At 67.8% G+C, this 13,342-nt stretch carries 13 protein-coding genes and 1 pseudogene; 10 read left to right on the top strand and 4 right to left on the bottom strand.

What is annotated here, in order from left to right; all coding sequences use genetic code 11:
* Window positions 1-9 precede the first annotated feature (9 nt).
* The 7 genes and pseudogenes from QMK30_RS29180 to QMK30_RS29150 all read left to right on the top strand — a co-directional run bounded on the left by QMK30_RS29180 (window position 10) and on the right by QMK30_RS29150 (window position 4,419).
* Window positions 10-339 carry an ArsR/SmtB family transcription factor gene (locus QMK30_RS29180; protein ID WP_283521327.1) on the top strand — a complete coding sequence of 110 codons (330 nt, stop codon included), beginning with the start codon at window positions 10-12 and terminating at the stop codon, window positions 337-339.
* On the top strand, window positions 336-728 hold the full coding sequence (locus QMK30_RS29175; RefSeq protein ID WP_283521326.1) for a VOC family protein: 393 nt from the start codon (window positions 336-338) through the stop codon (window positions 726-728). Before QMK30_RS29180 ends, QMK30_RS29175 begins: the two co-directional genes overlap by 4 nt.
* Window positions 729-1,070: 342 nt before the next feature.
* On the top strand, window positions 1,071-2,120 hold the full coding sequence (locus QMK30_RS29170; protein ID WP_283521325.1) for an NsdA family TPR-like regulatory protein: 1,050 nt from the start codon (window positions 1,071-1,073) through the stop codon (window positions 2,118-2,120).
* 304 nt (window positions 2,121-2,424) lie between these two features.
* On the top strand, window positions 2,425-2,895 hold the full coding sequence (locus QMK30_RS29165; protein WP_349362120.1) for a transposase domain-containing protein: 471 nt from the start codon (window positions 2,425-2,427) through the stop codon (window positions 2,893-2,895).
* Window positions 2,816-3,202, top strand: a pseudogene (locus QMK30_RS29160) (IS4 family transposase); the annotation flags it as partial. The gene QMK30_RS29165 and the pseudogene QMK30_RS29160, both read left to right, overlap by 80 nt.
* 285 nt (window positions 3,203-3,487) lie before the next feature.
* A complete protein-coding gene (gene map, locus QMK30_RS29155; RefSeq protein ID WP_283521322.1) occupies window positions 3,488-4,270 on the top strand; it encodes a type I methionyl aminopeptidase in 783 nt (260 codons plus the stop codon).
* A complete protein-coding gene (locus tag QMK30_RS29150) occupies window positions 4,267-4,419 on the top strand; it encodes a hypothetical protein (RefSeq protein WP_283521321.1) in 153 nt (50 codons plus the stop codon). The genes map and QMK30_RS29150 overlap by 4 nt, the downstream gene beginning before the upstream one ends.
* A gap of 153 nt (window positions 4,420-4,572) precedes the next feature.
* On the opposite strand, the gene QMK30_RS38920 is transcribed toward QMK30_RS29150, so the two are convergent.
* Window positions 4,573-4,707, bottom strand: a complete 135-nt coding sequence (locus QMK30_RS38920) for a transposase (protein ID WP_502963245.1) — start codon at window positions 4,705-4,707, stop codon at window positions 4,573-4,575.
* 428 nt (window positions 4,708-5,135) lie between these two features.
* Here QMK30_RS38920 and QMK30_RS29145 point away from each other — a divergent pair, with 428 nt between their 5' ends.
* Complete coding sequence (locus tag QMK30_RS29145; protein ID WP_283521320.1) at window positions 5,136-6,698, top strand: alpha/beta hydrolase; 1,563 nt, start codon at window positions 5,136-5,138, stop codon at window positions 6,696-6,698.
* Window positions 6,699-7,403: 705 nt separating this feature from the next.
* Here the strand turns inward: QMK30_RS29145 and QMK30_RS29140 are convergent.
* Window positions 7,404-7,700, bottom strand: coding sequence for a hypothetical protein (locus tag QMK30_RS29140; protein WP_349362119.1), 297 nt, complete (start codon window positions 7,698-7,700; stop codon window positions 7,404-7,406).
* 147 nt (window positions 7,701-7,847) lie between these two features.
* On the opposite strand from QMK30_RS29140, the gene QMK30_RS29135 reads away from it, so the two are divergent.
* Together QMK30_RS29135 and QMK30_RS29130 are read left to right on the top strand one after the other, a co-directional pair.
* A complete protein-coding gene (locus QMK30_RS29135) occupies window positions 7,848-8,852 on the top strand; it encodes an AraC-like ligand-binding domain-containing protein (RefSeq protein ID WP_283521319.1) in 1,005 nt (334 codons plus the stop codon).
* A 190-nt stretch (window positions 8,853-9,042) separates the two neighbouring features.
* Window positions 9,043-9,504, top strand: a complete 462-nt coding sequence (locus tag QMK30_RS29130; protein WP_283521318.1) for a peptidase inhibitor family I36 protein — start codon at window positions 9,043-9,045, stop codon at window positions 9,502-9,504.
* A 396-nt stretch (window positions 9,505-9,900) separates the two neighbouring features.
* Here the strand turns inward: QMK30_RS29130 and QMK30_RS29125 are convergent, their stop codons facing one another.
* The gene (locus QMK30_RS29125) at window positions 9,901-11,337 is read right to left on the bottom strand and encodes an amino acid permease (RefSeq protein ID WP_283521317.1); all 1,437 of its coding nucleotides are present in this window, start codon (window positions 11,335-11,337) and stop codon (window positions 9,901-9,903) included.
* A 108-nt stretch (window positions 11,338-11,445) separates the two neighbouring features.
* A complete protein-coding gene (locus tag QMK30_RS29120) occupies window positions 11,446-13,209 on the bottom strand; it encodes an LVIVD repeat-containing protein (protein WP_283521316.1) in 1,764 nt (587 codons plus the stop codon).
* Window positions 13,210-13,342: the final 133 nt, after the last annotated feature.

The following is a 13,342-nucleotide window of genomic DNA, read 5'->3' as shown; positions in this document are numbered from 1 at the left end:
GATAGGCAAATGAGTGTTTGCCTATGGTGTGGGTGTGGTCGACACGACGTTTTCAAAGCCCTGGCCGATCCCACCCGCCGCATCATCCTCGACGAGCTCACGGAGAAGTCCGGACAGACCCTGTTCGAGATCTGCTCGCGGCTGAGCATGACGCATGGGCTGGGTATCTCGCGCCAGGCGGTCTCGCAGCACCTCGCCGTGCTGGAGGCCGCCGGACTCGTCGAGACCAGGCGGGAGGGCCGCTACAAGTTCCACGACCTGAACGCGGCCCCGCTGCGGCAGATCGCCGTGCGGTGGCTGGTGCCCGGCACATCCGGACCGGAGGAGAACACCCCATGAAGATCCATCTGGCCAGTGTCTTCGTCGATGACCAGGCCAAGGCCCTGCGGTTCTACACCGAGATCCTCGGCTTCGTGAAGAAGCATGATGTCCTGGTGGGCGAGAAGCACCGGTGGCTGACCGTTGTCTCGCCCGACGAAGTCGGTGGTACCGAACTTCTCCTGGAGTCCGCCGGCCACCCGGTCGTCAAGCCCTACCGCGACGCGCTCGTCCAGGACGGTATCCCGCTCGCCCAGTTCGCCGTCGACGATGTGAAGGCGGAGTACGAGCGCCTGCGCGGCCTCGGCGTCCGCTTCACCCAGGAACCCCTGGACATGGGCGTCGTCACCACCGCCGTCTTCGACGACACCTGCGGCAACCTGATCCAGATCGCGACACAGCCCCAGTAGGTCGTCGGCCGGGGCGGGGCCCGGCCGCGGCGGCGAGTGGACCCGTTGGCTCGGGGGGTGGCCGTGCCGGGCCTGGATAGGTTCACCGACATCCGGGTCAGGCTGCGTCGGCGAGGGGACGCCCACCCCAGCGGATGCCCTTCGTTGCCCAGGGTGAACCCCTGCAGAGGTCCGAAGTGGGCCTCGCCCGCCGGGCCCGACGGCGGGCCGCTGCCGACGCCGGGTGAGTCCGCGGACCGCGAAGGCCGTGCTCGTACTGCCCCCCGACGGGGACTTGGGCGACGCCCACGTGGGAAGACCCTGCTTGCCCTCAACGCGGCGGTCCCCGAGCCCGGTGAGGCGGTGGTGGTCGCCGCCGTCCGCGACACCCGTAACCATGTCACCGCCATGCTGGCCGCCGGGCCGGGCGGGCATGTCCTGTGCGTCGACGACATCATCGCCCGGCTCCTCGTTCAGACGGCCCGCCAGCCCGGCCTCTCGCTCATCTACCAGGAACTGCTCGGCTTCCGGACGCTGGTCGCCCTGCTGCATCTGCGGGCGATCGGGGACGCCGCACACCGGGAGCTGCCCAAGAAGCGTCCTACACCGAGGAGATCGGGCGCCCTCTGCTGGCCCTGCGGGGCAGGCCCAGCTGGAGGGCCGCATGGACCAGCGCGTGAGCCTGTATCTCGCAGGGGTCAAGGCCCCGCGCACGCTGCCGGGGGCCGCGCGCTGGCGGCACTGAACCACGGGTGTGCGGGATGCGCCTACGCCAACAACGGCCGGGCGGCCGAGGGACTTCTGATGGCCCGCTCCACCCTGGCGGGATGCGAGGGGAGCGCGATCCTTCTGGAGCTGACCGTCCTGCTGGACAAAGTCGCCTGGACAGCTGCCATGGCGGGCGACGCCCGGGAAGCGCAGTTGGCGGTCGCACGGTCCAACGCATCCCACGATCAGGTACACGATGACGCCGAGCAGCCCGACTGGCTGCACTCGTGCTCACGGGACGAGTCGAGCGTGATGGCGGGCAGGGTCCTTACCGAGACTCACGGGCCACTGAGGGCCGTACCCCTACTGACGGCCGCGCTGGAGCGCTACGACATCACGCACATCTGGGAAGTAGCGCTGTACTCGCCTTGGCTGGCGCAGGCATACGTTGACGCCAACGAGATCGACGAAGCCGCCCAAGTCGCCTCACGGGTGTACGACCTGGCCGCCGCATCGGACTCACCACGGGCCGTCCGGCGCTTGGACACCGTCCTGGAGACGCTCACGCCGCACAGAGACACTCTTGCGGTGCGTGATTTCCTGGAGCGCGCTGCCTCGCGACGCGGACAGAGACGACGATCGTTGTCTACGCGAGTGGCAGGGCGGCCGTCACCGGGCCCCCCGTGGTGGTGTCAACCACCATGACCAGGTGTCGCCCATCTCGAAAAGTCGCAACGAGCCCGTGACGAACCTCGGGTTTTCACGAGGGGCGCTGTCCGGTAGGTGATCGAGAAAGTAGAAGGTGCCTCTGAGCAGTAATGCCGGTGATTTAGTGCATCAGTGTAGGTAGAGCGTGTGCTGATAGCCGTTGCGGGCGAGTTGGCCCCTGGGGTGCATGGGGGAATCTGCCACGATCTGATGATGCGCCAGATGATCTCGGGACAGGGCAACGGGGCTCCCGATAGGACAGGAAGTCGACCAAGATCCGACTGTCTATGAGGGAGCCCCGTTGGGCGCTCAGTCTGCCATCGCCCATGCCTCAACTGTCACCACGACGGTCCGGGCGGTACCCCCTCGAAGCGCCCGAAGAGGGTTGGAGCCGCAGTTCGGCGACCGGATCCGGCTCGGCGTACTCACCGAGGAGATCACCCCCGAAGTGGTGGACGAGGTACTGGAGTTGACCGGAAGGACCGAGCGCCGCCGCAGGCTTCTGCCGGCCCGCACGGTGGTCTACTTCGTCCTGGCTCTATGTCTGTTCAGTAGCTCCGGAAGTGCCGGACCGCCGGGATATCGGGCGGTCCGGCGGACCCTGACCGAGAAACTGCGGCACCTGCCGTCCGGCTTCGTCCAGCGTCTGCCCACCAGTCGCCGACGGAACCAACAAGAGCGGAAATGCGCAGGTCAGGCTAATGGCCCTGATCGAGTGCGGCACCCACGCCGTCATCGACGCGGTCTTCGACTCGATCGCCGGATTCAGTGAGCACAAACTCGCACGCCGCCTGCTCGCCTCCTTGCGGCCAGGCATACTACTGCTGGCCGACCGCAACTTCGCCGGCCATGAACTGTGGGGCCTGGTCGAAGCGACCGGCAGCCACCTCGCCTGGCGGATCAAGAAAAACCTCGTCCTGCCACCACTGTGGATTCTGCCCGACGGCTCGTACGTCTCCGTCATGCCCACCCCCGCCGAAGGCCAGCGCCTGGGCAACGCCCGCTTCCACGGCCGCACCCCGACAGGGCTGCATCATCCGTCGCGGGGGCCTACGACGCCCACGGCGAGAACCCCCTGACGCGTCACCAGAGCCGCTCGACGAGCGCGTGGCGGCAGCGATGCAGAGACTGAAGCTGTATGGGAAAAACGGCTACACCAATGAATGGGACCGAACCAACGCCGGTGGAGTCCTCAGCGACTTGCGCCACGAGGGGCTCCCTGAAAAGGATCTTGTGCTTGGGGGACGTAGCCGCCACCGATGTCGTCTCTCCTGAGGGGCTGCAACGCTTGGAGCGGTTGATCGATTTCCAGTACCGGTATAGTAAGGACGGTATAGTTATTGGTTTCGTGAGAAGGGCGCCGCATGATCGAGATCCTGAACCCCACCCTATTGGCCCGAGCGAAAGACACGGGCGCCCTGGTCGCTGACATCCTGCAGGCGCTGAAGAGCCGTAGCGCGATCGGCGCGAACCTTCTGGACATCGACCGGTGGGCCGAGACCATGATCGTCGAGGCGGGAGCGCTGTCCTGTTACGTCGACTACGAGCCATCCTTTGGACGCGGCCCGTTCGGCCACTACATCTGCACGGCCGTCAACGACGCCGTGCTCCACGGGCGGCCATACGACTACACGCTTGCCAACGGCGATCTGCTGACACTCGACCTCGCCGTCTCCAAAGGCGGCATCGCTGCAGATGCGGCCATCAGCTTCATCGTGGGCGACGCAAAGCACTCGGAGAGTCTCGCGATGATCAGTGCAACCGAACGCGCGCTGGCCGCAGGGATCGACGCTGCCGGGCCCGGGGCTCGCATCGGCGACATCTCCCATGCCATCGGCACGGTCCTCAGCGAGGCGGGGTACCCGATCAACACTGAGTTCGGAGGCCATGGCATCGGATCAACGATGCACCAGGACCCGCACGTTTCGAACACCGGACGGCCTGGCCGTGGATACAAACTGCGTCCTGGGCTGCTGCTGGCGCTGGAGCCGTGGGTCATGGCGGACACCGCTGAACTCGTCACTGATGCCGACGGGTGGACGCTCCGAAGTGCGACGGGCTGCCGGACAGCACACAGTGAGCACACGATCGCTATCACCACCGGCGGAGCCGAAATCCTGACCTTGCCGAAGGAATCGCGGCCGTGAGGCCGGAGCCGCCCGCGCACGCGGAGGTGCCTCCGGCCCTTGGCGGTGCGCCGGTATTCCTCCGCTTCGGTCGTGACCACATGCAGCCCCTTCTGGAGACGATCGGCAACCCGCGCCTCGAAGTTGCCGACGCCGACGTCCCCGCCTGACATCGCCGCTGCCCGACGCAGGATCTCCCGCTCCAGCTGGCATTCCTTCTCCGGCTTGGCCAGCCGAGCATTCTCCGCCCGAAGCCGGGCCAACTCGGCCTCCGTGTCCTGCGACGCGCCAGCGGCGACTGGACGACCGTCGGCATCACGCACTCAGGTGCGAAGCGTCTCGGGGGTGACGTTCAAATCGGCTGCGACGTCCTTGAACGTCCGTCTGCCGGCCGAAGCCCGCCACAACGCGATCGCGTCGGACCGGAACTCCGCACTGTACTTCGAGGGCCGTGCCATATGGATCTACACCTTCCTGGACCATCAAGATCCATTGTCAGGTGTGTCCACACCACGGGGGTCACCTCAGTGCTGATCTCGGGTCTCGATCTGTGCAGCGGTCCTCCCCGCCTGATCGTGGAGACGTCACAGCTGATCGAGGTGAGCGGCGGTTGCCTGTCGCAGCCAGGTGCGACGGGCCGCTGGTGGGGGTGGCCCCCCTGGGGTTGGGGGGACAGTGGTAGTGAGTGGGGACGGCTACTCCGCATAGCGTCTGACGGTATGAGACTTATGCGGAACAGGTGGAAGAGACCCGCTTTCTGGCATACGCCGACCGGTCCGGTCCGCGCCGACGTTGGCTGCCGCGTCCGCTGTGACGGGGCCGCCGTACCTACGGCGCATGTGACAGGCGCTCCCGGCCGCAACATGCAGTACCTCGAGGAGACTTCGTGATCACCCCCAGCCGGGCCGTGCGCCGCGCCTCGATCGTCGGCCTTGTCCTCGCCGCCTGCCTCGGCACGGTGCCCGCTGTCACGGCTGCGGTGGCCTCCACCACATCGAAATCCGGTGCCGGGCTCGACCGCTACTACGACCAGCACCTGGGCTGGGGCAGCTGTGCCAAGAACCCGGGCGACACCATGGGCCGCGACCTGGACAAAGCCGGCGTGCAGTGCGCGGACGTCGTCGTGCCGCTCGACTACGCCGGCCCGCGGGGCCGTACGCTCACCGTCGCGATATCCCGGCTCAAGGCCACCGACACGCGCCACCGCATCGGCTCGATCCTGCTCAACAACGGCGGTCCCGGCGGTACTGCCCTTGAGTCCCCGCCCGAATTCCATACGTGGATGAAGAAGGCCGGCCCGCGGTACGACATCGTCGGCTTCGACCCGCGCTTCGTCGGTCGCAGTACCCGGCTGGACTGTGGCTGGCCCGTCGGTACCAATCTCTTCTCGGCCGGTCTCAGCCGGGCGAGTTTCGAGCGTCAAGTTGCCCTCCAGAAAGATCTGGCCGCCAAGTGCCGTGCCACCAACTCCTCCGTGCTGCCGCACGTCAACACACGCAACACGGCCCGTGACATGGACATCATCCGCGGTGCCCTCGGCGAGAAGAAGATCTCCTACTTCGGCTACTCGTACGGTACTTACCTGGGCACCGTCTACACCCAGATGTTCCCCGGCCGCACCGACCGCATGGTCCTGGACGGTGCCATCGACCCGCGCGAGTTCGGCCCCCGGCTCCTCCGGGAGGCCGTCGGAGCGAACGAGCGGGCGCTCGCCGACTGGGCCACCTGGGCCGCCGCCCGCAACGAGACCTACGGCCTCGGCCGCACTCGTGCCCAGGTACTCGCCACCATCGACCGCGTCATCAGGGCGTCCGCGCGCGGCCCGCTGACCGTCGGCACCGCCCCCGAGACCTTCCAACTTGACGACACCCAGATCCCGTTCATCCTGCTCGCCGGGGTCGACAGCGACACCGATACGTCCCGGGCGTCGCTCGGTGAGCAGGTGTCCGTGCTGAACAAGGCCGCGGCCGGGCAGCCGAACAGGCTGTCGCCCCAGCTCACGGGAATCCTGCGGCTCGCGACGACCGGCGAGCAGTCGTCCCACGGCAGCGTGCAGTCCGCGATCATCTGCGGGGACCGGGCGGCCCCGCGCGACCCCGAGTTCTACTGGCGGGACATCCAGCGCAGCCGTGCCGCGTACCCCCGCTTCGGCGCGGTGACCGACAACATCGGCCCGTGCGCATTCTGGGACCGTCCCCGAGAGGAACCCACCCAGGTGAAGCAGGACGCCAAGGTGTTGATCGTGTCGGCCACCGGCGACCCGCGCACTCCGCACAAGGGCGCCGTCGCGCTGCACGGACTGCTGCCGAGTTCTAAGCTGATCACCCTCGAGGGCGCCAACCGGCACGCGATCTACGGCCTCTACGAGAACGCGTGTGTCGACAGCAAGGTCAACCACTACCTCGCTACCGGCAAGCTGCCCACACACGACCAGATCTGCTCCAAGTAGGTCAGGCACCGCTGCAAGTCCCGCAGCCACAGGACGTTGCCGACGGGTGGCGGTGCCTCGGCGGACGTCAGCGGCCCGCTGTCCGGTCCATCTCGATCGCGACAAGCCCTTCACAGGGGCCTGCCCCAAGCTGCCGCTGCTCGGCTGGGGTGATCTCCAAGAGAAGTCCCACGGACGCGCCGGGGTGGCGCCGGCGAACAGGTCGCCGTGCGGAAACCGGCGGCCTTCATGGACAGTTCACGGCGCGTTGAGCCTCACCCGAAGCGGGACCGCCGTGGCACCCGGCCCGGCCTCCAGCGGCCTGAGCTCCGCTGCGGAGGCCAGTTGCACCCTGCCATCCTCGTCGACGTCGGAGGAGAAGATGCGTACCAGCCGACTCCATGAGGGCGCTCCCTAGCCGGGTGATCTCACCCACTCGACCACCTCGGGCAGCTCACTGCTGCCCGGCTGAAGCAGGGCCAGGTCCATCCGGAACGGACAGAGATCCCCACGACGGCTATGGACGTCACCTACAAGAAACGGAAGGGGCAGCCACTCCTGCATACCGGCTGCGGCTACCCCGGCTCGAGTCGACGAGTTCCCCGTGACGGGGGCGAGGGCGATGTCGCTGCCGTGCTGTCCGGTGTGGTTGATCTCGTCGAGCCACAGCGACTCGTCCCCGGTCGCGCTGGTCTCCCCGGGGTCGACGTAGCGCTGCTTGAGGGGCTACGTGTCAACCGGGGAGAAGCCCGGGGTGGCGGCTTTGGCGTCCCGGGCGGAGGTGGTGACGCGCGTCAGGCGTTTGCGCGTGAAGAAGCTGGGGCTCACATTGCCCGTGCACTTTGCGTCGGTCTTGCATGCGACATCGAACGGCACGTCGGGCCAGTTGTCCCGGGTGTCCTCGGTCAGTGCCTCACAGCCCGTTCCTGCGATGATGCGGCGCTCGTCGTAGTAGAAGGTGATCTTGTCGGAGGCAGCGGGACTCTCCCCGTCCTGGTCAAGGTTCCCGCCGTGCGCCGTCACAGCTGGGGCCCACGGGCGGGTGCCCCATCGCTCGTTCTCAGCCGTGCCCTTCTGCCAAGCGGGGGCGACATGGCCGGTGGGCGTGTTGTCTCGCGCGCAACCGGTGCCGACAGTGAACGGGAGACGCGACCTGGGAGGGCGAACGGAATGGCGTACACGTTCTTCGACAGCACCACGTTGCCGACAGAGCAAAGGTTCGACTGGTGGTGCGAGGCCGTCAACCAAAGCGTGTCACCCACCCGGCAGACCAGCAGTCACGCGGCTGATTTCACGGGCAGTCTCGCCCTTTTGACCATGGGGCCGGTCCAGACCAGCACTCTCGCCTTCCCCGCCGTGCAGTCGCAGCGGACCGCGGGCCTGATCCGGCAGTCGGATCCGGAGACGTACGAGCTGACGCTGGTCCTTGGCGGCCAGATGTGGATCTCCCAGAACCGCAACGAGGTCCAGGCGACTGCCGGCGAGTTCCTCATGTGGAACTCTTCGCGTCCTTACACCGGCCGGGCTCTCAGCGGCGCTTCGGTGAGCGCCTCGCGCGCCATCATCGTGCATCTGCCGCGGGCGCTCCTCCCTCTGCCGCACGCCAGGATCGACGAGTTGCTGGCCCGGGGGCTCCCGGCCGCCGACGGCATGGGTGCCATCCTGGCCCGCCACCTGTGCAGCGTCATGGAACAGGGCCCAGCACTCACGGAGCCGGACTGCACAGCGCTGGGTCCTGTGACCCTGGACCTGGCGGCCGCCTTCCTCGCCCACCGGCTCGGCCTGCTGAGCCGGGTACAGCCGGAGTCCCGCGCACGGATGCTTCTGGCGCGCATCGATCACTTCATTGACGCCAACCTCACCGACCCGACGCTGTCTCCCTCGGATGTCGCCGCACGCCACCACATGGCGCTCCGCACACTCCACGCACTCTTCCGGCAACAGGAGCGGACCGTCTCCGCGACGATCCGTCACCGGCGACTGGAAGGCGCCCGCGCCGATCTCGCCGATCCGCGCTCGCGAAAGGTACCCGTCCACGCCATCGCCGCTCGCTGGGGCTTCACCGACGCCGGCTTGTTCAGCCGTGCGTTCCGCCGCGCGTACGGAAGCACACCGCAAGACCACCGCCGTCGCGCGACCGCAGATCCTGCCGCGGGCAATCCTCCTGGATCTTGAACAGCGCGCCGGTCAAGTCTCCCGCCCGCGCTGGAGTCGCAGAGCTCCGGAGGCCGCCCTGCACTACTGGTCAAGTAATCCCGCACGGGCAGCACATTTGACGTGCCCTAACCAACCTAGGGTCGTGTCACGGCGGATCTGGTGCGCAGGGTCCGCGTTCCAGAGAGATCCACATGAAGGAGGCACGATCATGAGCAACAAGATCACACTGGTCGCCGTGGGCGCCACCCTGCTGCTGGCATCGACGATGGGCACTGCATTCGCACAGGACCGGACCCAGACAGGGGGCAGTTCGGCAGCTGCCCCCGCAGGGGTCACTGACACCCAAGTGATCGAACCGGTTCACTTCAAGGGTGTCGACGCCGGGATCAAGGCCTGGGACAACTGCCTGCACGGGCAGGCGTGTCTGTTCCAGAACAGCAACGGCGGCGGGACCATGTGGGTCGTGCCCAGCTGCGGTGTCGTGTACAACCTCAACTCCAGCATAAACAACCGGTCCAGCTCCCTATGGAACAGGGCGGGCAGCTCCTTGAACGTCTACAACGGAAACAATGGGAACACCATGCTGGGAAGCTACGGAGCATTCGGTCCGCCGATCAACCTCCCTGCGAGCTTCAACGACAAGATCAGCTCCGTGTACGCGCCCTGCTAGGACTCCAGCAGGATTTCGCTGTCTGAGCTGCGGGTTTCGCTGGGCGGCTGGAGTGTAGCGGGCCGTGGAGTGTTCAGGGGCGGTCTCACGGAGGCCGCCCCTCGATCGTGCGACCACGCCGCAGGTAGTGGCAGCGACGGGCAACTGCCTGGCGTCGTCGGCACCAGTTCGACCAGCTCATCGCGTGGCGTCGGCCTCGGTGTCCGCGCAGGTGCGGGGGCCGGGGATGACAAGCTGCCAGGAGTCGCCGAACCTCCGCCACTGTGAGCGCGATGGCCCCGGCCGCCTCACCGGTTCCGCCCCCTTTTCCCGGGCCCGGTATGCCGCAGCTGTACGAAGACCTCTACCGCGTGCCCCTCGGCGAAGCGCGAGGCGTGACCTCCGCCCGGCTGCTCCTCACGTCCGGCGTGTACGGCGGAAGGTGGCCAGTGCGTAGCAGGCGAGCAGGACGACGGTGAAGGCGAGACCGATGCTTGCCGCCTGCCGCATGTCCGGGACCTCGGCTGCGGTGGCGGCGACGGCCAGCACTCCGAGCCCGGCCACCAGTGCGAGCTTGCTGCCGCCCGGGATGCTGAAACCCGTGAAGTCCGCGGGATGCGCGTCCCGGTGGCGGCGGAAGGCGACGTACGAGGCGAGGATCAGCAGCCAGACGAGCAGCACCGCGAAGAGGGCGATAGACATCAGGATGCTGAAGATGCCGCCGAAGTCGTAGAAGGCGAGCAGTGCGGCGGCCGCGATGCCCAGGGTGGAGGCAGCCAGGGCCGTGGCCGGGACGCCGCGGGAGGTCAGGCGGGCCAGTGGGGCCGGGGCGAGGCCGTCGTCGCCGAGGGAGTGCAGGAGGCGGGAGGCCCCGTACAGGTGGGCGTTGGCGGCGGAGACTGCCGCGATGAGCACGACGAGGTTGGTGAGGGTCGCCGCGGCGGGCACGCCGACGTCAGAGAAGACTCGCACGAACGGGCTCGCCTCGACGCTGCCGTCACCCACGGCCAGGCCCCGCCACGGGATCAGCGCCACGACCAGGGTGATCGCCAGGACGTAGAAGACGCTGAGCCGCCAGGCGAGCTGACGCATTGCGGTGCGGATGCTGCGCTGCGGGTCGGTGGCCTCGGCCGACGCGATGGCGACGACCTCGAACCCCGCGTACGCGAACATCACCACGGACATGGCTATCCAGACGGACTTCGCACCGTGTGGCACGAACCCGCCGTCGTCGGTGAGGTGCGCGAGGCCGGTGGCCTCGGTGTCCGGGAGGCCGAAGAAGACGAGGAGCGCCGCGCACAGGATGAACGCGCACAGCGCGGTCACCTTGATGGTGGAGAGCCAGAACTCGGTGGTGCCGAAGGACTGCACGTTGATGCTGTTGACCGCGAGCACGACCACCGCGATCGCGAGGATGGCCGCCGACATCGGCACGCCGGGCCACCACCAGCGGATGTAGAGGGCGGAGGCGACGACCTCCGTACCGATGACGACGACCGCGCTGAACCAGTACATCCAGCGGGTGACGAAGCCGGCGCAAGGGCCGAGGTACGTGTGCGCGATGGCGCCGAACGAGCCCTGCACCGGATGCGCGGCGGACATCTCGCCGAGCAGGACCGCGATGATCGCGACCAGTACGGCTCCGATCGCGTACGAGATGATCACCGCGGGACCCGCGGCGGATATCGCCGACCCGGAACCGAGGAACAAGCCGGTGCCGAGCGCGGAGCCCAGGCCGATCATGGTGGTCTGGCGGTGAGTGAGGGAGCGGACGAGGCCTTCGCCCTTCGCCGGTCCGCCGGTCGCGGTGCGAGGGGAGACGGGAGCCTGGGCGGGTCTTTCCGGAGCAGCCATGGCAGGTGCCCTTCTGTACGGGGGCGGGCGGGAGTGGGGAGGGGGCGGCGGCGGCTCGCGTCGCCGCCCCCGGGCGGCTCGGAGAGCTCTGACTGAGAGCTCTCCGACTCAGAAATCGCTGTTACGGAAGGGCTTTTCGGGCCGGTCCAGGTCGGGCTTGCCCAGCACCTTCGGCGAGGACAGTGCGTAGATGCCGTGGTTGGTCAGCACCCAGGCGATGTTGCGGTCCCACTCCACGTACACGCCGTGGGTCTGGTTGCCGTACGCGTAGTCCGGGGTATCGGTGCCGTACGCCTTCGGGACGAAATAGGCGTCGATCTTCGGCGCGGCGGGGTCGGAAACGTCGAAGAACTGCACGCCCGCGTTGTAGAAGCCGTAGCCGAGCACGCCCGGGGTACGCCGGCCCGGGTTGGTGTAGGAGCCGGTGCGCTTGGGGCCGAAGCTGCCGCGGCGCTGGCAGAAGTCCGTGATACCGGCCAACGGGGGCGGGGTCGGACGGGGCAGGGCGCCGACGACGCGGGGGTTCTTCGGGTCCTTGGCGTCGATCTGGTAGACGTCCTTGTACGGCTCGTAACAGTCCTCGGTGAGCGGGTAGCCGGAGTAGTGGATGATCCCGGTCTTCTCGTACTGCGAGACGTCGATGTTGTCGCCCTCGGTGCCCGAGACGGACGGCGGCAGGTCCAGGTGGCTGACCGTCCTCATGTCGGCCGGGTCCGAGATGTCGAGGACGGTCAGGCCGTAACCGCCCATGGCCGCGAAGGCGTAACGCCCGCCCTTTTCCACGGGCTTGGGAATGAACAGCGGCATGCGCGCGCCCATCCAGCTGGTGCGGTTGCCGCAGCGCGGGTTCTTCCTGTACGCCACGTCCTCACCGGTGCGCTGGCCCGGCAGGTGCCAGGTGTCGAGAAGTTTCGGGTGGGCCGGGTCGGCCATGTCCCACGACTGGTAGCCGGCCGAGTGCAGGTTGGTGGGGTACTCCGTGCGGGAGTACGTGTCGTCGGGCGCCGTCGCGATGAACATGTACCGCTGGCCGGTCCAGTACGGCGTGTCGAGGGAGCCGGAACCCTGCTGCGCCTTGTTCGGGTCGCTCGTGAGGGGGTCCTTCTGGGTGGCGTCGGTGGAGACGGTCGCGAGGAGCTTCCAGTCCTTCTTGCGGGGGCCGTCCAGGCGGAAGACCTTGAAGCCCTTGAGCCCCGGCTTCTCGCGCAGCTTCCTCACGCCCTCCGGGTTGTTGTACTTGTCGTTCGCCGGGTCGTCCGTGAGCTCCTGGATCTGGCGCTTGTTCTCGAAGCTCTGGACCATGACATAGGCGTTGAGCCTTTTGTTCCACTGGATGGTGGAGGCACCCCAGTAGTCGTTGGCCGCCCAGGCGCCGTTGGCCTTCGTCTCGTCGCCGTCCACGTCCTGGCGGCTCATCCTCTCGACGACCTTCGCCTTCCTCACGTTGGTGATGTCGTAGACGCGGCCCTCTGAACGGTCGTATTGGAACATGTAGCGTCGACCGCCGAAGTCGACGACGTTCTGCCAGGTGTGGAAGTAGTCAGGAGTGAAGCCCGCGCCCTCGTAGGCGGCTTCGATCTTCATGTTCTTGATGTACGAGCGGGTGTCGTACTCCTTGTTGCGGCCCGGGAAGGAGTGCTCGTGCTCCTCGTCGACCGGCGTGAGGGCGGGGTGGCGGAAGGTGCCGTCCAGTTGCATGCCGTACGCGCCGGGGTCGGCCTGTTCGGGACGGCGGTCGGCGCAGACCTCGGGGATGTCCGGGTTGGCGGCGGCGTTGGTGGCGCCGGAGGTGCCCGGCACGAGGAGGGTCGCGGCGGCGGTGGCGGCGGCAACTGCCGTGGCCAGGGTCGCTCTGATGCGGAGGGATCGCATGGGACTGTCCTAGGGTCTCGGCGGTGGAGAGTGGACGTGCGAAGGAGCGCCGGTCCGGGGGCGGGGCGTGCGGGAGGGGCGGTCCGTGGGTCGGGCGGGAGTGCGAAGCGGTGCCGGTCCGCAGGAGACCGAC

Origin of the sequence: Streptomyces sp. H27-C3, assembly GCF_030063415.1 — a bacterium.
GTDB lineage: Bacteria > Actinomycetota > Actinomycetes > Streptomycetales > Streptomycetaceae > Streptomyces.
Note: the sequence above shows the minus strand (reverse complement) of the source record. Positions and strands in the feature narration are given on the sequence as shown.

Bases quoted from the DNA above. Each gene is read 5' to 3' on its own strand.
- QMK30_RS29180 (WP_283521327.1), top strand. From the start codon at position 10: ATGAGTGTTTGCCTATGGTGTGGGTGTGGTCGACACGACGTTTTCAAA.
- QMK30_RS29175 (WP_283521326.1), top strand. From the start codon at position 336: ATGAAGATCCATCTGGCCAGTGTCTTCGTCGATGACCAGGCCAAGGCC.
- map (WP_283521322.1), top strand. From the start codon at position 3,488: ATGATCGAGATCCTGAACCCCACCCTATTGGCCCGAGCGAAAGACACG.
- QMK30_RS38920 (WP_502963245.1), bottom strand. From the start codon at position 4,707: ATGGCACGGCCCTCGAAGTACAGTGCGGAGTTCCGGTCCGACGCGATC.
- QMK30_RS29135 (WP_283521319.1), top strand. From the start codon at position 7,848: ATGGCGTACACGTTCTTCGACAGCACCACGTTGCCGACAGAGCAAAGG.
- QMK30_RS29130 (WP_283521318.1), top strand. From the start codon at position 9,043: ATGAGCAACAAGATCACACTGGTCGCCGTGGGCGCCACCCTGCTGCTG.
- QMK30_RS29125 (WP_283521317.1), bottom strand. From the start codon at position 11,337: ATGGCTGCTCCGGAAAGACCCGCCCAGGCTCCCGTCTCCCCTCGCACC.
- QMK30_RS29120 (WP_283521316.1), bottom strand. From the start codon at position 13,209: ATGCGATCCCTCCGCATCAGAGCGACCCTGGCCACGGCAGTTGCCGCC.